The sequence below is a fragment of the Jilunia laotingensis genome, assembly GCF_014385165.1.
In the GTDB taxonomy this organism is placed as follows: domain Bacteria; phylum Bacteroidota; class Bacteroidia; order Bacteroidales; family Bacteroidaceae; genus Bacteroides; species Bacteroides laotingensis.
Genome location: NZ_JACRTF010000001.1, coordinates 3228272 through 3248247 on the forward strand (window position 1 = coordinate 3228272; position 19976 = coordinate 3248247).

At 43.4% G+C, this 19976-nt stretch carries 17 protein-coding genes; 3 read left to right on the forward strand and 14 right to left on the reverse strand.

Annotation, left to right across the window (positions count from 1 at the left end):
- Positions 1–95 precede the first annotated feature (95 nt).
- The 4 genes from H8744_RS12305 to H8744_RS12320 all read right to left on the reverse strand — a co-directional run bounded on the left by H8744_RS12305 (position 96) and on the right by H8744_RS12320 (position 4643).
- On the reverse strand, positions 96–653 hold the full coding sequence (locus tag H8744_RS12305) for a helix-turn-helix domain-containing protein (protein WP_262435112.1): 558 nt from the start codon (positions 651–653) through the stop codon (positions 96–98).
- A gap of 307 nt (positions 654–960) precedes the next feature.
- The gene (locus H8744_RS12310; RefSeq protein ID WP_008777670.1) at positions 961–2022 is read right to left on the reverse strand and encodes an IS5-like element IS1169 family transposase; all 1062 of its coding nucleotides are present in this window, start codon (positions 2020–2022) and stop codon (positions 961–963) included.
- A gap of 83 nt (positions 2023–2105) precedes the next feature.
- Positions 2106–3287 carry a tetratricopeptide repeat protein gene (locus H8744_RS12315; RefSeq protein ID WP_262435113.1) on the reverse strand — a complete coding sequence of 394 codons (1182 nt, stop codon included), beginning with the start codon at positions 3285–3287 and terminating at the stop codon, positions 2106–2108.
- A 120-nt stretch (positions 3288–3407) separates the two neighbouring features.
- Entirely contained in the window at positions 3408–4643 is a 1236-nt protein-coding gene (locus H8744_RS12320) for a hypothetical protein (RefSeq protein ID WP_262435114.1), read from the reverse strand.
- 173 nt (positions 4644–4816) lie between these two features.
- Between H8744_RS12320 and H8744_RS12325 the strand changes: the two genes are divergently transcribed.
- Positions 4817–6016 (forward strand): pyridoxal phosphate-dependent aminotransferase, encoded by a 1200-nt coding sequence (locus H8744_RS12325; RefSeq protein ID WP_262435115.1) that lies wholly within the window; start codon positions 4817–4819, stop codon positions 6014–6016.
- Positions 6013–7257: an ABC transporter permease gene (locus H8744_RS12330; protein WP_262435116.1), complete on the forward strand. Its 1245-nt coding sequence runs from the start codon at positions 6013–6015 to the stop codon at positions 7255–7257. Before H8744_RS12325 ends, H8744_RS12330 begins: the two co-directional genes overlap by 4 nt.
- Here H8744_RS12330 and H8744_RS12335 read toward each other — a convergent pair whose 3' ends face one another.
- The 9 genes from H8744_RS12335 to bioA all read right to left on the reverse strand — a co-directional run bounded on the left by H8744_RS12335 (position 7258) and on the right by bioA (position 17087).
- Complete coding sequence (locus tag H8744_RS12335; protein WP_262435117.1) at positions 7258–8190, reverse strand: endonuclease/exonuclease/phosphatase family protein; 933 nt, start codon at positions 8188–8190, stop codon at positions 7258–7260.
- A 31-nt stretch (positions 8191–8221) separates the two neighbouring features.
- On the reverse strand, positions 8222–9394 hold the full coding sequence (locus tag H8744_RS12340) for a glycosyltransferase (protein ID WP_262435118.1): 1173 nt from the start codon (positions 9392–9394) through the stop codon (positions 8222–8224).
- A 70-nt stretch (positions 9395–9464) separates the two neighbouring features.
- Positions 9465–10475, reverse strand: a complete 1011-nt coding sequence (locus H8744_RS12345; RefSeq protein WP_262435119.1) for an AI-2E family transporter — start codon at positions 10473–10475, stop codon at positions 9465–9467.
- Positions 10476–10544: 69 nt separating this feature from the next.
- Positions 10545–11024 carry a thioredoxin gene (trxA, locus tag H8744_RS12350; protein WP_262435120.1) on the reverse strand — a complete coding sequence of 160 codons (480 nt, stop codon included), beginning with the start codon at positions 11022–11024 and terminating at the stop codon, positions 10545–10547.
- A 375-nt stretch (positions 11025–11399) separates the two neighbouring features.
- Positions 11400–12044, reverse strand: coding sequence for a dethiobiotin synthase (gene bioD / locus H8744_RS12355; RefSeq protein WP_262435121.1), 645 nt, complete (start codon positions 12042–12044; stop codon positions 11400–11402).
- A complete protein-coding gene (bioC, locus tag H8744_RS12360) occupies positions 12041–12796 on the reverse strand; it encodes a malonyl-ACP O-methyltransferase BioC (protein WP_262435122.1) in 756 nt (251 codons plus the stop codon). Before bioC ends, bioD begins: the two co-directional genes overlap by 4 nt.
- A 4-nt stretch (positions 12797–12800) precedes the next feature.
- Positions 12801–13472 carry a DUF452 family protein gene (locus H8744_RS12365; RefSeq protein ID WP_262435123.1) on the reverse strand — a complete coding sequence of 224 codons (672 nt, stop codon included), beginning with the start codon at positions 13470–13472 and terminating at the stop codon, positions 12801–12803.
- A gap of 4 nt (positions 13473–13476) precedes the next feature.
- Entirely contained in the window at positions 13477–14676 is a 1200-nt protein-coding gene (locus tag H8744_RS12370) for an 8-amino-7-oxononanoate synthase (RefSeq protein ID WP_262435124.1), read from the reverse strand.
- Between the two features lie 14 nt (positions 14677–14690).
- On the reverse strand, positions 14691–17087 hold the full coding sequence (gene bioA / locus H8744_RS12375; RefSeq protein ID WP_262435125.1) for an adenosylmethionine--8-amino-7-oxononanoate transaminase: 2397 nt from the start codon (positions 17085–17087) through the stop codon (positions 14691–14693).
- A 149-nt stretch (positions 17088–17236) separates the two neighbouring features.
- Here bioA and H8744_RS12380 point away from each other — a divergent pair, with 149 nt between their 5' ends.
- The gene (locus H8744_RS12380) at positions 17237–18796 is read left to right on the forward strand and encodes an ATP-binding protein (RefSeq protein WP_262435126.1); all 1560 of its coding nucleotides are present in this window, start codon (positions 17237–17239) and stop codon (positions 18794–18796) included.
- Between the two features lie 51 nt (positions 18797–18847).
- Here H8744_RS12380 and H8744_RS12385 read toward each other — a convergent pair whose 3' ends face one another.
- A complete protein-coding gene (locus tag H8744_RS12385; protein ID WP_262435127.1) occupies positions 18848–19939 on the reverse strand; it encodes a DUF4421 domain-containing protein in 1092 nt (363 codons plus the stop codon).
- Positions 19940–19976 lie beyond the last annotated feature (37 nt).

Consider the following 19976-nt stretch of genomic DNA (forward strand, 5'->3'; position numbering starts at 1 on the left):
CAGTTATTAGTTTGATGATTACAATGAGGTTTGTTTTCACAAAACTAAGAATGTTTGGGATATAATGCTAATTGCAAATTTGCAAATTTATCAATTTACAAATCCTTCTGCGCTTTCACCATCTTCTGGTACATGGAAGGGGTTATTCCGGTGATTTTTTTGAATACATTGATGAAAGTGGTGGACGATTTATAGCCTACGCTTTCCGAGATGGTCTGGATGGTATAATTGCCATATTGTTCGATGTCCGTAAGGCGTATGCGGGCTTCTCGTATGCGGTATTCATTGACGAATCCGTTGAAATTTACATGGTAGGTTTCGTTGATGATTTGGGATATATAGCTCTTATTCGAATTGACCAGCATAGCCAGTTTCTCTAATGAGAAGTCTGATTCGCAATATTCCTGTGTATTTTCCATAATGGAGTTAATGGCTTCCAGCAAAGTTCCTTTCTGATCTTCATTCAGATTGCTGGTGGTGTATTTCTGATTCTTGTCCGGAGATTCTGTCACATTTGAATATCCTTTTTTGTTTTGAAAAGACAGTAGGAGGTCTGTATCGACTTCTCCTTTTTTGTCTGGATCAGTTTCGTGGGAAGATGGAGTGAATGTAGTTTTCTCTTTCAGCAATTGCTCAATGGTAAATTCCTTCATACGGAGTTTCTCTTCATATTGAATCCGCAGGTTTTTGTTGTATTTCTCAGAGCTTACGATTTCATTATTGATTTGGAATAAATTTTGGTAAGACCGGGACAATTTCCTTTTCTGGTAATATACCGTAATTAATAAGGTGAGTTCTATCAATTCAATTTATCCTCTTGTATCAGACAGCAGAACTCTTTAACTGCCCAATTTGTGAGCTTTAGTCTTGCAAATTTAGCGAATATTTTCTACCCCCCCCCCCCGATTTTTACAATAATTAACTTGTGTTTGTTGTAAAAATTGGATGTGCAGGCATAATTCACCCCAACAACTCAGGTTTCAGCCTGATTATTTGCGTGTAACGACTGATGTTATACACAAGACTGGTGAATGCTACATTGGCTTTAGCACGAATAAGCCCTACTGTACGCACCACAAGTCCACGCATGGTTTGTTCCTCAAACCCGAATACATGCTCGACAAGGCAACGTGTCTTGGATTTTTTCCTATTGTCTGATTTCTGCTCCTTGGTAAGCGGACGGTTACGGTAGCCCTTTTCGCAAATTATCGGATTCATCTTATGCTGTTTTACAATCTCCTCTTGTCCGACATAACCGGCGTCCAAATACAAGTCCTTGCCTTCGTCTTTTTCATCCAGCAGTCCTTCAAAGCCTTTGGAATCATGCACTTCTGCCGACGTGGTATCATAAGAAAGTATGATCTTATTGCGTTTCTCAACTTTAGTATGCTGCTTGTAGCCGTAAAAAGTCTCATCACGCTTCTTTGTCCAGCGGGCATCTACATCCTTGTGGCACTTCTTGTGGGGATTGTCATTCCACAACTTATCACCCGCTCCCTGTTTTATCTGCTCATTTTCATCACGGGTGTTACGTTGGCGAGGGGCAATAACAAAACTGGCATCAATGATGCGACCCTCATTGAATTGCAGACCCTTACTTTCCATGAAACTATGAAATTCCGAAAAAAGCTTGTCATAAACGCCTGTATTTGTCAGGAGTTCGCGATACTTCCACACCGTCTTCTCGTCAGGAACATCGTCAACACATTCAATACCAAGAAACTTGCGGAAACTCGTACGGTCAACTATCTGATACTCTATCTGATGGTCACTCAAACCATAATAACGCTGAAGAAACAAGACCTTGAACATCAGCACACAGTCTATCGGCGGACGACCGGCATTACTTTTGCGCTCTCCGGTAAAAAGGGCTGATTCAAGAGTAGGACGAAAGATCTCAAAATCAACATACTGAGACAACACTTCAAGAGGATTGCCCATTTCATTCAAACGCAATTCACGATTCTCTGACTCAAATAGTTGATTATAACGAAGCTTACGGTATCGGGATAACTTGTTCATTATAAAATTCTTATTTTCTGCAAATTTACGCTCTTGGAACCATATAAACAACTGTACTACAATATTTTAATTTATAGAACTCCTCATAAAAACGAGAAGATGAGTGCGCTGATCAAAATCCCGGTCATTATCTTTCTTTGGCTTTTTATTTCTTTCTCTTTGATAAGTTGCAAAGCTATCAGGTTATTGATCTCTTTGTTGTACTTCTCTGTCTCATACAGGAACTGGAGGTTCTTGATACGGCTGAATTCCCGAAAATTGAATATGGAGTCGGTAAGTACCAGATATTCATTCTTATATAATTGTGCGTTTTTTCTGTCATTTACTTTCTCGTACAGGACCGGGAGAACTTTCAAAGCTTCCTTTAATTTGTCTGTAAATCCGTTTTCTTTGGCTGTTGCGTAGAAGAGATGCAGATAATGCATGGTAGAATCCCGTTCGTTCAATTTCTGATACATTTTATAAAGATCTTCATAGGAAGCACATTCGAACCAGGGACCCATTTGGTTTGTCTTTGCGAAATCAACGGAGCTTTTTATACTTCTGGCAGCCTCTTTGTATTTTCCGTCTAAAGATAGGATCAGTCCTTCGTCCAACAGCATATTATAATAATACATTTCATAGAAGGTACTGTCGGTGATATTGAGTTGCTTTTGCTGATTAAAATAGTATTTGGCTTTTTCCGGATTGGGGATATAGACATAAGTGGTTGTCAGATTATTTAGCATTTGCACTTTTGCAGCGAAATAATCATGTTCCAAACAGAGCTTATACCCTTTTTCATAATAAGTTGCGGCCTTTTCCAAATCTTGAAATAGCCAGTAAATGTTGCCTATATTGTTATAGAGCTTAATGATGTTGGTATGGAAATCGCAGGATTCGCTGATTTTTAATCCTTTTATGTATACATCCATGGCATTGGTGTAGCTGCCTTGTGCATAATAAATGTTGCCTGCTTTGAGATGGGCGGTTGCGCAAAGCTTTTTATCGGCATCGGGCATGTCGGTATAAAAATGGTTGATAGCAACCGAATAAAGTATGATGGCTGTATCATTTGCTTCTTTTTCAGCATATTTGTCTCCTTGTGTTATGATTTCTTGTAGGGAGAGATGGCTGGTTTGTTCGCGGAAGTTGGCGTAGGCTTCTTTATCTTGCGAGAAAATCGCGGTAGCGTGAAAAATGAGAATAGTCCAAAGGAGTGGAGCTTTTATCAAGAATAAGGGTGGCTTTGTCCTGATAGGAGTGTCCGATTGATTGTGGTGCATAGATTTTGATAATTAGTGTGTGGTCATTGATAATGTTTTGCACAACAAAAATAGGGTTTAATTTGGCTGTTGCAAATAAAACCCTCTCCTTTTTATCCAATTACTCTATTCTCTTCTTTTTTATTCCGTTCGTTTGCAGCCGTTTGCTTGCATAAATTCGTTTAATGCTATTTCGTAGTTGCCATGTACCATAATATGATGGTTGCCCAAAGGGGTTTTCAGGAAATAGTCTGCGGGGGTATTCATCTTTATCCTGACTTGTGTTCGGCACATGTTGATGTAGTTTGTGTTTTCCGTCAGCGTGCCGGTTGAAAGGTAATATTCATCCAGGCATTCCCCGCCACATTTGACGATGGTCACATCTCCCGTAGGCAATAGTCCCTGAATGCCGATACCGCTTTCTGTTTCGAAATGGTTGCGGATGATGTATTTTTCGGTTTGTTTCAGTCCCACGGTGCAGTGGGCAAGAATGAGTTCATTTGTTCTTGTATTTATCATGGAAGGATTGGCCATGAAGCCAACTTTTCCGGTCAGGGATTTAATAGCCAGCAGGGTGAATATGGATTGTAAATCACCTTCACATCCCGCCAATATGCCTTCATCGTTCAGCATGGATAAAGCCAGACAGCCTGTCGTGCCGATTTCTTCTATCAGCTTAAAGCAACTCAAGGTGACGGCACTCAGTTTCTCTTCTTTACAAATTCGTTTCACAGCCCGGTAGAGTCGCATAGCCTTCAGCATATCCTCGGGTGTCCCTTCACGGCAAGCCAATGCTTGCGAAGCGACAGCAGCGCAGGAAGCACCTACTTCATTGTCTGTGATACGATTGAATTTCTCGTACACCCGTTCAAGGGGAATGTCAAAATATTCAACTCCCCAGCGGCGCTTGGCAAGCAAGTAGTCCACATTGCTGGCAACGAGCCACGAAGAGGGGGCACCGATGACCCCGATCCGCAAGCCGGCTATGGAGCGTTGCGCCTGGAAATTATTATATAAAATGTGTACACGTGCCACTATGGAAGGGAGTTCACCATGAAGAATTTCGCTCTTCATCCCGCGGTTTCGAAGCCAGGATGATACTTCTAGTGCAGCGGCAAGCGAATTCTGCATTCCGTCCGCCAGGATAATGGCAGGGCGGGGGAGTGATTCAAAATGTTGGATAACTAACCTTTCCACTCCTCCGGTCGCGATGAATATGATTTTGAAATCATTGCTGCCAAGTTTGTCAATATCCTGATGATCTATAAATTTGACAGTGAAGTATTTCTCCAATTCACTTAATACAGCTTCGTGGGAATTGCGGATGGAAGCCTGCTTATGAAGCAATGAAGCGAAGGCAATGAGGTTTATGGTCATTTTGGTATTGTTTTAGGTTTTGTATATGACAAATGTATAGCTTTCTTTTCAAAATGCCATAACCTTTTTACCCTTGATAAGGATTTTAAAGTTTTTATGTCTCTGTCTCCGATTTATTGCGTACATTTGCCCTCCAAATTATAAATTGTAAATAGAAAATAGTAAAACGCCTTATGCCAATCATATCCATTCGCGGAAACGAAATGCCTGCTTCGCCTATCAGAAAACTGGCTCCTCTTGCCGATGCTGCCAAACAAAGAGGAGTGCATGTGTTCCACCTGAACATCGGACAGCCTGATCTGCCCACACCACAGGTCGCGATTGATGCGATACGGAATATCGATCGTAAAGTATTGGAGTATAGCCCGAGCGCTGGCTACCGCAGTTATCGTGAAAAATTGGTAGGCTATTATGAGAAGTTCAACATCCATCTCTCTGCGGACGATATCATCATTACTTCCGGTGGTTCGGAAGCGGTATTGTTTTCGTTCATGTCTTGCCTCAATCCGGGCGATGAGATTATTGTTCCGGAACCTGCTTATGCCAATTATATGGCATTCGCCATTTCTGCCGGGGCAAAGATACGTACCATTGCCACTACCATCGAAGAGGGTTTCTCTTTGCCAAAGGTCGAGAAGTTTGAGGAACTGATTAACGAACGTACCAAAGCTATCCTGATATGCAATCCGAACAACCCGACTGGTTATCTTTACACCCGTAGGGAAATGAACCAGATTCGTGATCTGGTGAAGAAATACGATTTGTTTCTTTTCTCGGATGAAGTGTATCGTGAATTCATATATACAGGTTCCCCTTATATCTCTGCCTGCCATTTGGAAGGCATTGAACAGAATGTCGTGTTGATTGACTCCGTTTCCAAACGGTATTCGGAATGTGGCATCCGCGTCGGTGCCCTGATCACCAAGAATAAGGAAGTGCGGGATGCCGTCATGAAGTTTTGCCAGGCGCGGTTAAGTCCTCCTTTGATCGGTCAGATCGCTGCCGAAGCTTCATTGGATGCGGGTGAGGAATATTTGCGGGATACGTACGATGAGTATGTGGAACGGCGTAAATGCCTCATTGATGGTTTGAACCGTATTCCAGGCGTATATTCTCCGATTCCTATGGGAGCGTTCTATACCGTAGCCAAATTGCCGGTGGACGATTCTGATAAGTTCTGTGCATGGTGTCTTTCTGAATTTAACTATGAAGGTCAGACTGTCTTTATGGCACCTGCTTCTGGCTTCTATACCACTCCGGGTTCGGGGCGCAATGAAGTCCGTATCGCTTATGTGTTGAAGAAAGAAGATTTGACCCGTGCCCTTTTTGTTTTGCAAAAGGCACTGGAAGCTTATCCGGGACGAACGGAATGAGTCTTTCCCTTTTCATCGCCCGTCGACTTTATCGTGATACTGATGGTGGCAAACAGGTATCACGACCCGCAGTTCTCATTGCTATGGTGGGAATCGCCATCGGTCTTGCCGTGATGATTATCACCGTGGCGGTAGTGATCGGCTTTAAGAAAGAGGTGCGTGAAAAAGTGACCGGTTTCGGTTCGCACATACAAATCAGTAATTTCGATGCAGTCCGGTCGTACGAGACGCATCCCATTGTAGTAAACGACAGCTTGATGGCCATGCTTTCCGCTTATCCCGAAGTAAAGCATGTGCAACGTTATTCCACAAAGCCGGGAATAATTAAGACAGATGAGGCTTTTCAGGGCATGGTGCTGAAAGGCGTAGGACCGGAATTTGATGCTTCATTTTTTGGAAAACATTTGATAGAGGGTGAGATTCCGGTTTTCAGTGATTCGGTTGCCACGAATCAGGTTATTGTTTCGAAAGCCATGGCGGATAAGTTGCAATTGAATTTGGGTGATAAAATCTATACCTACTATATTCAAGGGGATGTACGTGTCCGTCCTTTGACCATTAAAGGGATTTACCAAACTAACTTTTCCGAATATGACAACCTGTTTTTGCTGACAGACCTGTATACCGTGAACCGGCTGAATAAGTGGAAGCCCGGTCAGGTAAGTGGCGCGGAGATTGAAATACGGGAGTATGACAAGCTGGAAGAGGTGACGTATGAGATAGCCGAAAATACGGATAACCGTCCGGATGAATACGGTGGGGTATATTTCGTGCAAAACATCGAACAGATGAATCCTCAGATCTTCGAATGGTTGGGACTACTCGATCTCAATGTGTGGGTTATTTTGATTCTTATGGTGGGTGTTGCCGGATTTACGATGATATCCGGACTGTTGATCATCATCATCGAAAGGACGAATATGATTGGGATTCTAAAGGCATTAGGAGCCGATAATTTTATGATCCGTAAAGTCTTTCTTTGGTTTTCCGTTTTCCTTATAGGGAAGGGAATGATTTGGGGAAATGCCATCGGATTGGCGTTCTGTGTTTTGCAATCCCGGTTTCATCTTTTCAAACTCGATCCTGAGAGTTATTATGTGGATTCGGTTCCGGTTGATTTTAATATCTGGTTGTTTCTGCTCATTAATGCCGCAACGCTGTTGGCTTCCGTATTGATGCTCGTAGGACCTTCATTTCTGATTACGAAAATCAATCCTGCGAGTTCAATGCGGTATGAATGATTAATATTGCAATTTTACTGCTACCGGGAAGTGGTCGGACGGTACGCGAGCTTCGTAGCTTTCAACTTCAATTCCTGTTGGAGCATCTTTGATATCGGCTTTTTCCGCTCCTGTTTCTTTCATGCTTCGATAGGTATCGGTCAATACTCCGTACTTCTTGACTTCAAACATCGGTGATACGAATACGTGGTCGATGCGACTTTCCGTAAAGTTTGCCGGATCGTAACTGTTGAACGTTCCGTTGGTGGCATAGCGGAATTCGGCTGCCTCATACGAATCTTTCAATACACCTTTGCTGACGAATGCCTTGTATGAATCATGACTCTGGTCAACGTTAAAGTCTCCGGTAAGGATGGCAGGCAGGTCGCTTCCCAATTCTTTCATTTTGTCCTGTACCAGGAAAGCACTTTCCACGCGCGCTTGTTTGCCGATATGATCCATGTGCAGGTTAAAAAAGAGGAATTCAAAGCCGGTGTCTTTGCACTTGAAATGTCCCCAACTGCAAATGCGGGGCAGTACGGCATCCCATCCGATGCTCGGTGTATCCGGGGTAGTCGAAAGCCAGAAGTCTCCCTTGTCGATCACATCGAATTTATCCGTGCGGTAGAAGATTGCGGAATGTTCACCTTTCAGTTTACCGTCATCGCGTCCTACACCGATGTAAGCGTAATCCGGAAGCGATGCTTTCAGGTCTTCCAATTGCCAGATGAATCCCTCTTGTGTTCCGAAGATGTCGAAATCATGGTATTGCACCATTTGGGCGATTACTGGGAAACGCTGTCCCCAACCGTTCCCTGCTGCCGAGTCACCGGCATTGGCATTGCGAAGATTGTAAGATGCTGCTGTAAAAGAACCGTGTTTTACGGGTTGTTGATTCTGACAACTGAATAATCCTATCAGTAGGATGGAAAAAATTAAGAGTTTGTTCCTCATGTTGATAATTTTAGTGTTTAATAATAGCTTCTTATCTTCTCATAAAATCTCCCTTGCCGCGATAGACACGGTACAACCTGAATTTCAGTGTTTGTAGCGGTTGTAAAATATCGAATAAGGGCAAGGAAAAATAATAATGTCTTTGTTCTTTTTGCTCTGTCGCTGTCTTATTGATAATAAATGCTTGTACCGTGAAGCGCAATAGCCACGCAAAGAGAGCGATGGAGGCAACAATCCAGTGAAAATGCAACACTCCCAGCACAATAGCGGTCAGGAATGCTGCATAAAATAAGAGACGGCTGAAAGTTTCAAACCCCAGAAAGTATCTTTGTGAGCCTTGATAGTAACGTGCAGTAGCCAGATAACTGATTTTCTCTTCTTTCCAGTCTTTATATCTTTCTACCGGTTGCATCCTTACAATGGCATTGCTGTCTGTTTCTACCCGTGTATTTTCTCCGTTTGCCACTTGGTTGATGAATAAATCATCTTCACCCCGTTGTAAGTTCAGGTGGGTGGAGTATCCCTTTTGCGAGAAGAATAATTCTTTGCGATAAGCCAGGTTCCTGCCGATTGCCATATAAGGCTTTCCTGCAAGTGCGAATCCCAGATATCGTAAAGAGGTGAATAGCGAATCGAACGCAATCCGCTTGTGCAACCATCCTTTACAAGGTTCGTATCCGCTATAGCCTAATACGACCTGTGTCCGTGGCGTGAAGTTACGTGCCATCAGGCACAACCACTGATTGCTTGCCGGTTTGCAATTTGCTTCCGTAAATACCAGCCAATCGTGTTTGCTAGCTTTAATGCCCAGTGTCAAAGCTAGTTTCTTACGACTGATGTAACGTGCGCTGTCCGGTGTGAAACTATGATACAAATGGCGGTATTTTTCTTCCAATAGAGTCAGCACCTCTTCGCTTTCGTCTGTCGAGCCGTCATTGATGACGATCACTTCGAATTGTGGATAATCCTGTTCGAGTATGGCAGGCAGGAAGCAACGCAGGTTTTCCGATTCGTTACGGGCGCAGATGATGACGGAGAGGGGAGGAAGCTCCTGAGTGAAATGTATTTCGCCTTTCCGGTCGGCAGTGTTTCGTATGTGTATCCGGTTGTAAAGCCCCAGATAGTAGATGAGTTGGATAATCAGAAGAACACCTGTCGCAGCTAGTAGAATCGTGTCGATGGTGTTGAATGTAAATGCTTCCATTGATTTGACATCGTTATTTGTGACTACAAAGATACGCAATTTTTGAGAGAATCACTGCCTGGGGGAAGGGTTATTTTTTCCCGTCCAGGTATTCTCTTTTGAACATGTCTACGAACAGGAAGAAGAGGGAAAGAAGCAACGGGCCGAAGATCACCCCCATAAAGCCGAATAAGGAAAGTCCGATGACGACTCCGAAAATAGTGATCAACGGATGGATGTCCGCCATTCTCTTTTGCAGGATAAAGCGGATCAGATTGTCGAGTTGGGATACGACGATGGCACCGTAGGCAACCAATCCGATCCCGTTGAATAAGTCACCGGTGAGTGCCATATATACAGCTGTGGGGAACCATATGAGGGCTGTACCTACCATCGGGATGACCGTGGCAAAACAGGTCAGGAATCCGAGTAACAATGCGTTCGGTGTACCGAAAATGAAATAGCCGATCATGGCTACCCCGCCTTGTATGACGGCTAATAACGGAATACCGATAGCGTTGGAACGGACAATCATATTTATTTCATGGATCACATGCTGGGTGTTTGTTGCATTGAACGGTAAAATCTCGTTGATGTATGCTTCCATTTTCGTACCGCCTATCAGCATGAAATAAAGAACGAATACCAATACAAAAAGGTTGACTGCAAAACTGCTGATGCCTCCCATTACTGCCTGTCCGATGCGGGGAAGTACGGAAGCGATGAATGATAAAGTGTCGCTACCCAATACGTCATAACCTGTTCTTTCCTTAATGATTTTTGCCGTTTCTTCGATAGGGGTGATGATTGATTGTGGGTCGAGATTGAAGTTCTGTAATTTGCTCACCACCAGCCATACGGTAAGTGCCAAAGGAATCAGGAAACAGAATATGGCTTCGGCTGTAATGAGCGTAGCAGCGAAGCTACGTTTCATTTTTCGTTTTTCGGTGAGGTGTATCATCTGTTTCCTGACAAGAATATAGATGGTCAATGCTCCTAACAATCCTCCCAGAAAAGGGGTGATTTGCCGGAAGAGGATAAAACCTACACCCAGAATGATGGTGATTAGAGAATATTTCCAGTATTGTTCTTTAATGCTCATTGGCGTTTCATGTTTAATAGAAAATATAAACATAAAACGCCAATGAAAGTTCTTTTGTTTTTCTGCAAATTACTTGCTTAACAAAACATCATTGATTGCTTTTTTCAATTGGTCTTTGGGCAATGCACCTTGAATTACCTGTGGGTCTTTACCCATCGGAGCAAAAATCAGAGTCGGTATGCTGCGTATGCCGAAGGCTGAGGCAAGATCCTTTTCCTGGTCTACGTCTATTTTATAGATATATATCTTACCGTCATACTCTTTTGCCAATTCCTCCAATACGGGTGAGATTGCTTTGCAAGGACCGCACCAAGTGGCATAGAAGTCGATGATGGCGGGTTTGTCACCTTCGTATTTCCACTCGTTCGGATTGGCTTCGAAGTTATATACTTTCTTTAAAAACTCAGCTTTGGTTAAATGTATTACACTCATATTCGTTTCTTTTTTGTTATTATTTATGTTTTCATTATTCTCATTTGCATTACTGGCACAGGCACTGAGTGCCAGCATAAGACTAACAATAGTAAGAGTCGTTTTGATTAGTTTCATATACATATTTTTTTTATTTGATTGATGTTGCAAAGATAGAGGCTTTGGAGGACGTTCAAAATAGCAATATAGCTGAATGAATTGTCAATTCTTCCCGTAGACTTAATAAATACAGAAAAACAGCTATAACCTATACTTTTCAGGAATGTTTACTGTGAAAGTTATATTAATACTTCCTTTAAATAATCGTGTGAAGAAGAGGAAGATGAGTTTTTTTCTTATATTATTTGAGTTTAACTCTTCTCTCCTCTTCTCTTCTATACTATGTTTGTTTTCTTCTCTGCTTGCTACTTGGTTTATTTTGGCTTTCTACTTGGCTTATTGCTTAGCTTTCTGGCATTCTTTTATTATAGAAACTAGTATGAAGAATCACACTTATTTAATCTCTGGTACAAGCATAAATTGTGTTTCTGGGAAATGTTTTCTGATATAATTTTCAATAAATGCCTGTGTGTCTTCTTGTATGGTTTTATCTTTTACCGTAGGATAGAGATTATACATCACAGTGTGCAGATGAATATTCCTGTTTTTTATGGCTTCGAAACTTAACAATGTGTGGTTTATGCTTCCCAATTTACCAGAAGTTACAAAGATAAGAGGATAGTTTTTTTGTGCTATGTAATCGATCGTGAGCAATTCTTCGGTCAGAGGAACCATCAGACCACCTGCTCCTTCAAGGAGAACGGTGTCGTATCGTTGGCTCAGTTCTTCAGTTGCTTGTTCCATTTTATTAAAATCGATCTCCCTTCTGTCCAATCGTGCAGCAAGATGTGGGGATGCGGGGTATGAAAATATTTCCGGCATCGTTAATCCGAGCCGATCTTCTTCAGTATGGGGAATGCCCATGATACGGCGGTGCAGGTCTATGTCTTCCGAATAGCCTATATTCCCGGTCTGGATAAATTTTTGGGTGATCGTCCGGTTCCCTTGTCGATTCAGTTCACGGGCAAGAAAGCCTGTGGCATAACTCTTTCCGGCATCGGTGTCAATGCCGGAAACAAATAAAACATTCTCTTTCATGATTTTTTCTTTTTTGCAATAATATAAATTGGATGATAAGTCAATGACACGGAAGCATGGTTTCCGAATCGGGCAATGTATTCTTCACAAAAATGATTTAGTTCGCGTCGTGTCCATCGTTGTAGACCTGTACCCGTTACTCCTGTTTCCTTCAGGTGGCGAAGTACATGAAGTGGACTCTTGAAAGAACGCGAGCAAATGGTTTCCTCGGAGTGTACGATTGTGTAAAATGGTGTGAGGGATGCTTCGAGATTTTGTAGTGGACGGTAGGGGAGTCCTTTATCTGTAATGGAACGTATTTCCTTCATATTCTCTTCCCCGAAAGTGGTAAAAGCAAAATAGCCGTTTTGCTTTAGGTAGTGGATGCTATGCCGGAAGAAATTTTCCGGATCCTCGAACCATTGCAGTGTGGAGCAAGAGGTAAGCAGGTCTGTGTCTTCCGGAAAATGAAGCTTTTCGGCATCACCGGATATGAAGGTAGCCCCCTTGTCGATAAGGTCTATGCAGCAACTCTGCATATCGCTGCAAAGGTCGTTAAGAATCAACTTTTCGGGTTGGAACGTTTGGTAAAGCAAACGGGAATAATGTGCTGTGCCACATCCGAATTCAACCACTTGTTTCGGTGACGGATGGGGGAGGTATCTTTTCAACAGATCGATCATTCGTTCAGCTATCTGCTGCTGCACACCAGACTCTTGTGGATAGGTGTGTATGGCTTTTGAAAAGCGTTCGGCTATGAGTCGTTTATTCATTTTATTATAAAATTGGTTGAACGGTCGGATTCGTCAGAAGTTCGGAAAATAGTAATTCGTTGTAATGTGCTTCCTCGTTTTCAAAGATGCAGGTATTGGTTTCTTCCCAAGCTCTCTGTTGGTTGACGGGAGGGAAGATACGGTCGTTCTTTCCGATAAAGGCTTTTTGCCAAGTGAAATTACCAGACGGTACGCGGGTATAGTTCAGCCTAATCATTTCCAATTCCTCTTTTAATTCTTCCACTGGGCGTTGAGGCATCTTTTGTAGGAAACATTTGAAAGTAGCGTTGTCTTTGCACATACGGTGAAAGAATTTCTGAAGAGTGGTTTTGTCCAGGTTTTCCAATGTACCCTGATAAATCGAGGGAGGGATTCCTTTGAATTCGTCAATGGGAAAAGGAGTGCCGTTGACGGCAATCGTGTTCCGGTAGGGAAGCGATAAGCCGGAAAGCACCTGTGACGCTGTCCAGACACCCATTGACCAGGCTATTACATCGATGGAAGTGTATGGACTCAAGGTTGAAAGATTGAAATCCATTGTCCGGTAGTCGTAGCAGACCATAAGATCGCTAGTATCGGGATCATAGGATAGGAAAGGGTGGGTATCCATTCCCCAGCCGGCAAAAAAGAGAATGAGGTTCTCGTTCCTTTTATGTGTGATGTATTTCTGTATCATTGTTTCAGGAGATTATAACTGAATTTATTAATGCACTGATTTCTTCCATCCGGATGGCGGCTGTCAGTGAGAAACGGATGCGTGAAGTCCCTTCGGGCACTGTGGGTGGCCGTACGGGCAGTACATAAAAACCTTTACGTTGAAGTTCTTCCGCTTTCAGAAGGGAAGCACTGCTTGTACCCGTTACCATGGGTACGATGTGGCTTACGGACGGACAATCATATCCTTTTTGCTTCAACGCCTCTCTGAGTAATTGGCTGGTTTGTTTCAATGTATCACGTTTTGACCGGAAGTCGGGCAGCCGTTGCAATAGAAACGATGTCCATTGAATGTTTACGGGTGGGAGCGCAGTGGTGAAGATAAATGTACGCATTTTATTAATCAGATAGTCGCGAATGACCTGCTTACATACTATATAGGCTCCTGTTGAGGCAAGTGATTTGCCGAAAGTGCCTACCAGAAAGTCTATATCGGGGATGCAGCCTTGTTCTTCGGCACAACCGAGTCCATTGTCGCCCCGTATGCCAAATGCATGGGCTTCGTCTACATATAAGTATACATTCGGAAATCTTTTTTTCAGGTGAACCAGTTCTTCCAAGTCGGCTGCATCGCCATCCATGCTGAATATGCTTTCGGTGACGATGATAATACTGTTCCAGTTGGAATGCTGTTCTTCCACCAAACGCTCCAATTGGCAGTATTCGTTATGGCGGAAGCGGATGCATTTCGCACCGGACAGCCGGATGCCGTCAATCAGGCTGGCATGTACCAATTTGTCCGCCAGTATCAATGTACGCGCATCGCAGATGGCCGGTAAGATACCTGTATTGGCATGATAACCGCTGTTGAATACCAAAGCGGCTTCAGTGCCGAAGGCCTCGGCTAGTTGCTGTTCCAGCCGGTCGTAAACAGTGAAATTTCCTGTTAACAGCCGGGAGGAAGAAGAGGAAGGGAGGAAAGTTTCCGGTGTCAGTGTGTCCAGAAATTCCCGGTGCAATTCAATATCGCTTGCCAATCCCAGATAGTCATTGGAAGAAAGATTCAGCATCCGTTGTCCGTTCACGATGATATCCCTTTCCTCATGCAGGATGGAGGGAAGTTGCCGCAAATTGCTGTGATCGTTCAGAGAAGCGAGTTGGGATCGAAGTCTTTCCTCTAAATTTTCTTCCGTTTGTTGAGGAGTGGGTGTATGAAGGTTTGTCATAGGATATATCTGTTTTAGCTAAGTATGTCAATTACGCCTTTCGTCAATTTGCTCAACTGTCCGGGGGTGATAACGAACGGAGGCATCAAGTAAACCAATCGTCCGAAAGGACGTACCCAGATTCCTTTTTCTACAAAACGGCGTTGCATATCTGCCATATCGACCGGTTCTTTCATCTCGATTACTCCGATGGCACCGAGTATCCGAACATCTGCAACGGTAGCCAAAGACCGTGCGGGAGCCAATTCCTGTTTAAGCTGCTTCTCGATACTCTGTACTTTTTCTTGCCAACCGGAGCTTATCAGTAAGTTGACAGAGGCACATGCTACGGCACATGCCAGCGGATTTCCCATGAACGTAGGTCCGTGCATGAACGCTCCCGGTGCATGATTGGATATCATGTCAGCCACCCGGTTGCTCGCCAGTACGGCGGATAATGTCATATATCCTCCGGTCAGGGCTTTGCCGATACACATGATATCCGGCTCTATTCCGGCATGTTCCCAGGCAAAGAGTTTGCCTGTGCGTCCGAAGCCGGTAGCTATCTCGTCAAAGATCAGCAACAGATGATGTTCACGGCAAAGTTTCGCTGCTTCCCGTAGGTATTGGGGATGGTAGAACCACATGCCTCCCGCTCCCTGCACGATGGGTTCGAGTATGAGTGCCGCCAGTTCGCCGGAATGAGTTTCTATGACTTTTTTTAGGGGTAGAATGTCCTCCGGATGCCATTCCCCATCGAAACGGGAGGCAGGTTGCGGCACAAAATGGCGTACCGGAAGTGCCGCACCGAAGAGGGAATGCATTCCCGTCACCGGGTCGCATACCGACATGGCATTCCAAGTATCCCCGTGGTATCCGCTGCGGATGGTTACAAAATTGTTTTTGTCAGGTTGCCCGGCTGCATACCAATATTGCACTGCCATTTTCAGAGCCACTTCCACGGCAACCGAACCGGAATCCGCATAAAATATCTTTTGCATCGAAGGAGGAACCAGAGGCAATAGGAGCTTGCCTAATTCGATAGCCGGATCGTGGGTCAGTCCTCCGAACATGACGTGCGACATTTTTTCCAGTTGCTTCTGTGCCGCTTGGTTCAGTACCGGATGATTATAGCCATGTACGGCACACCACCAAGAGGACATGCCTTCGATCAGAACCCTGCCGTCACTGAGTGTAATGGTTGCTCCTTCCGCTTTTTCTACTTTATACACCGGTAGCGGGTTGGTGGTGGAGGTATACGGATGCCAGATGTGTTCACGGTCGAACTCGGAGGGCAATGTGTATCCCGTTTCCATTATCAGTTGTTTGTCTTCCGAAACCTTTGATCCGAGCGTGGTCAATAAATCTCCTACAATGGCGGAATTGATCCCGATATGCAATGCCTTTTTTATGGTTTCGGGTGAGATTTGCGATCTTCCTCCGGCAAAACGCAGATAAGCGGTGGGATTGATGAACCTGAACAGGGCGATGGTAATTAATATTTCCTCCTCACTTAACGGCTTTTCGTGTTCCAAAGGAGTTCCCGGAATGGGACTGAGCAGATTGATAGGAATGGATTGTATGGCTAACTTTTTCAGTGTAAATGCAAATTCGATGCGTTGCTCCATTGTTTCCCCCATGCCGATGATACCCCCGCAACAGATATCCATGCCTACGTTTCGGGCAGCGGCAAGGGTGGCAAGTTTTTGTTCTTGTGTATGGGTGGAACAAAGTTTCGGAAAATAAGAAGGGGCAGTTTCCAGATTGCAATGGTAACGGGTGATACCCGCTTCGTAGAGGGTGCGTAATTCATTCTCTTCCAGCAGTCCCAGGGAGGCGCATAATTGAATGGAAGAGTGCCGTCTCATCTGACGGGCTGAATCGCAAAGTTGAGTAAGTTGTTTGGGAGATGGTTTTCGTCCGCTGGTGACGAGAGAGAATCGGGCTATGCCTTGTGCTTCGTTGTATTGTGCCTGCCGGAGACATTCGTCGGGGCTGACGAGATCATAAACTTCTGCTTTTGTTTTGTAATGGGCGGATTGCGCACACCATTTACAATTTTCAGGACATCTGCCGGACTTGGCATTAATGATAGAACACATGTCGAATTCGCGCTGCGCGCGTGCGACGGTGATTTCGTGGGCAGCAGCATAGAGTGCTTCCCTGTCGGCCGTATTGGCGAGCCAAGCCGCTTGTTCGGGAGTGATATTCACCCCGGCAAGTACTTGGTCTTTCAGTTCTTCCAGTGTCATATTTATAATATAAGGTAAAGTTTGAGCTGATTTTTGCTTGGAGAGGGAACATTCCGTCACATTGAAATGCAATTGCCCGATAGTTACCTGGCAGCCTAAACTGGCGAATGCAGCATATCCTTTCCGGCTCCATTGGCTGAAACGTATTTCTGGAAGATATGTATAACGGTTTGTTTTCATCTTTTAAATCTCTTGAATGGCGGCAAATGTACAAAGAAACTTTGAGATTATAGATGAACTATCGGTGACTTTATTTGCCTGAAGAAGTGAGATTGAACAGAAAAGTGTATCTTTGCGTTCAGCTAATGTCCTATTAATACCATAGTCTTATGATTGAGTCAAGCCGTAAACTCCCTATCGGGATACAAACTTTTGAAGATATTCGTAGAGATGAATATCTTTATGTTGATAAAACAAAATTTGTTTGGAGAGCAGCTTCTACCGGAAAACCTTATTTTTTAAGTCGTCCGCGTCGTTTTGGAAAGAGTTTGTTACTGTCGACCTTCGAGGCTTATTTTGAAGGGAAAAGAGAACTGTTCAAAGGGCTGGCTATTGAGGGATTGGAAAAAGAATGGATAAAATATCCGGTATTGCATCTTGATCTGAATGCGGAGAAGTATGATGAGACGGAAGGCTTAACATCCATCCTAAGTAACTACTTGACCCAGTGGGAACAGATTTATGGTGAAGGTGAGGATGAAAAAACTTTGTCAAGCCGTTTTGCCGGAGTAATTCGTCGTGCTTCCGGGAAGACGGGGCGTAAAGTAGTAGTTCTGATTGATGAATATGACAAGCCCTTATTGCAAGCCTTATGCAATGAGAATTTGTTGAAAGAATATCGTGATACGTTGAAGGCTTTTTACGGGGTTCTCAAAAGTTCGGATCGTTACCTGCGTTTTGTTTTTCTGACAGGTGTCACTAAATTTGCACAAGTCAGTGTATTCAGTGATCTCAACCAGTTGCAGGACATCAGCATGTGGTACGATTATGCTACGGTTTGCGGTATCACTAAAGAAGAGTTGGAGGTTACTTTCAAGCAGGAATTGGAATTGCTTGGAAAGGTAAATGATATGACTTATGAAGAAACTGTCGATAAAATGGCATGTCTATATGACGGATATCATTTTCACCCTTCGGGAGAAGGCGTATTCAATCCGTTCAGTGTGCTGAATGCCTTGAAAGCGAAAGAATTCAGTGATTATTGGTTTCAGACGGGAACTCCGACTTTTTTAGTCGAGTTGCTGAAAGATAGCGATTACGATCTCCGGACTTTGATTGACGGGGTGGAGGCAGCTTCGACAGCTTTTACCGAATATAGAGCGGATTCTGATAATCCGATACCATTGATTTACCAAAGTGGTTATCTGACGATCAAGGGGTATGACAAAGAATTTAAGATGTATCGGCTTGGTTTTCCCAACGATGAAGTGAAATATGGTTTTATGAATTTTATCTTACCGTTCTATACCCCCATCAGGGATGGAGAAAAAAGATTCTACATAGGTAAATTTGTCCAGGAGCTACGTTCGGGAGATGTTCCTGATTTTCTGACTCGTCTGAAATCTTTCTTTGCAGATTTTTCTTATGAGCTGAGCGAAGATAAAGAGCGGTATTATCAAGTTGTTTTCTACTTGGTATTTAAATTGATGGGTGAGTTCACTGAAGCTGAAGTACGTAGTGCGCGTGGTAGGGCGGATGCAGTGGTCAAGACTCCAAAATACATCTATGTGTTTGAATTCAAACTGAACGGTACGGCTGAACAGGCTTTACAACAGATTGATGATAAAGGTTATCTGATTCCTTATTTGGCAGATGGGCGCGAGATTGTCAAAGTAGGTGTTGAATTCTGTGCGGAGACACGTAATATCAGCCGTTGGCTGGTGGAGTAAGAGGATCGTTGGCAGGTGGAGTAGGGGAAAATGAATGATCTAAGTGGAGAATCATTTCCTTCTATATTGCTTTTTCAAATAGAAATTGAATCCTGCGTATATCTGCAAAGTTCCGAAGCCGTTGTTCAGGGAAAAATTGCCCCTGTAATAATCATATGTACGGCCTACAAAAGAGGTTCCCGCAAAGTATTTACTATTGTTATATACTACACCTGCCCGTAGGATGAAATCGATATTGAAGTTCTTATACCACTCATTATTCTCCTTTTCTTCTTTCTCTATACGAGATGTTTTATAGGCTACGGCAGGACTGAAAGAGATGCATGCAAGCCAGTTTTTGGCAAACACCCAGTTGTAAGCATATCCTAAGTTGAGGCTTATATTGGTATATTTGATATGATCCATTCTTGAGCCAGGGTTCATTTTCTCTTGAATTATCAATGGCAAACGGGTATAATCGAAATCAAGATTATGGGTTGAGATCGAGAATCCCCCGATCAATGAACCGGCACTCCGTAGTTGATTGGTGCTTTGGCTGAATGCTGCTGGATAAGAGAACCGACGGTAGTTGAAAACATAAAAAAGATTCAACCCCTTCATGTCTACTTTCAATCCGTCAAAGTCTTCGGAATAATCGGAAGGAATGTCGTCAAAACCACTTATTTTATGAATGCGGTAGTCGTTACCCGTACGCCGATAAAACACGTCAACACCCAATTTTGAACTATAAAGACTTAAATCGAATTCCGTACCCTTTCTTTTTCCTTTCTGCTTGCCATAAAGCCCGTCAGTATCGATAGACCATCCAAGGAAAATCCACCGCCAACCGAAATAAGGGCCTATCTTGTTGCGTGGATGAGGCGAGAAGCGGATTCGTTGTTCTTTCGGAGTAGTGCTGCCTACGGCATAATATTCATAATTCGTAAAATGATCCAGCATCAATGCATAGTTATAGCGGTTCGGGCTGATATAGGTCGTGTCTATATCATCGGGATTAAATAGATAGTTGAATACTTTTATGAATGCGTTTTCTTTTTTCTCGGCTTTCAAGCTATCGGATGTGATGATGTCTCCTCCATTCCAGGCAAACGAAGGAAGTAAATACAATAGCAAGTATAATCCGATAATAAGACGTTTCAGCATAGTTTGTTATTTACACTGCGAATTTAACAGTTACACT

What these genes read in the sequence shown, in the direction of transcription:
- H8744_RS12385 (WP_262435127.1), bottom strand. Translation starts at nt 19,939, where the DNA reads ATGCTGAAACGTCTTATTATCGGATTATACTTGCTATTGTATTTACTT.
- H8744_RS12365 (WP_262435123.1), bottom strand. Translation starts at nt 13,472, where the DNA reads ATGATACAGAAATACATCACACATAAAAGGAACGAGAACCTCATTCTC.
- H8744_RS12380 (WP_262435126.1), top strand. Translation starts at nt 17,237, where the DNA reads ATGATTGAGTCAAGCCGTAAACTCCCTATCGGGATACAAACTTTTGAA.
- H8744_RS12320 (WP_262435114.1), bottom strand. Translation starts at nt 4,643, where the DNA reads ATGACCATAAACCTCATTGCCTTCGCTTCATTGCTTCATAAGCAGGCT.
- H8744_RS12330 (WP_262435116.1), top strand. Translation starts at nt 6,013, where the DNA reads ATGAGTCTTTCCCTTTTCATCGCCCGTCGACTTTATCGTGATACTGAT.
- H8744_RS12310 (WP_008777670.1), bottom strand. Translation starts at nt 2,022, where the DNA reads ATGAACAAGTTATCCCGATACCGTAAGCTTCGTTATAATCAACTATTT.
- trxA (WP_262435120.1), bottom strand. Translation starts at nt 11,024, where the DNA reads ATGAAACTAATCAAAACGACTCTTACTATTGTTAGTCTTATGCTGGCA.
- H8744_RS12370 (WP_262435124.1), bottom strand. Translation starts at nt 14,676, where the DNA reads ATGACAAACCTTCATACACCCACTCCTCAACAAACGGAAGAAAATTTA.
- H8744_RS12305 (WP_262435112.1), bottom strand. Translation starts at nt 653, where the DNA reads ATGAAGGAATTTACCATTGAGCAATTGCTGAAAGAGAAAACTACATTC.
- H8744_RS12340 (WP_262435118.1), bottom strand. Translation starts at nt 9,394, where the DNA reads ATGGAAGCATTTACATTCAACACCATCGACACGATTCTACTAGCTGCG.
- bioD (WP_262435121.1), bottom strand. Translation starts at nt 12,044, where the DNA reads ATGAAAGAGAATGTTTTATTTGTTTCCGGCATTGACACCGATGCCGGA.
- H8744_RS12335 (WP_262435117.1), bottom strand. Translation starts at nt 8,190, where the DNA reads ATGAGGAACAAACTCTTAATTTTTTCCATCCTACTGATAGGATTATTC.
- H8744_RS12345 (WP_262435119.1), bottom strand. Translation starts at nt 10,475, where the DNA reads ATGAGCATTAAAGAACAATACTGGAAATATTCTCTAATCACCATCATT.
- bioA (WP_262435125.1), bottom strand. Translation starts at nt 17,087, where the DNA reads ATGAAAACAAACCGTTATACATATCTTCCAGAAATACGTTTCAGCCAA.
- bioC (WP_262435122.1), bottom strand. Translation starts at nt 12,796, where the DNA reads ATGAATAAACGACTCATAGCCGAACGCTTTTCAAAAGCCATACACACC.
- H8744_RS12315 (WP_262435113.1), bottom strand. Translation starts at nt 3,287, where the DNA reads ATGCACCACAATCAATCGGACACTCCTATCAGGACAAAGCCACCCTTA.
- H8744_RS12325 (WP_262435115.1), top strand. Translation starts at nt 4,817, where the DNA reads ATGCCAATCATATCCATTCGCGGAAACGAAATGCCTGCTTCGCCTATC.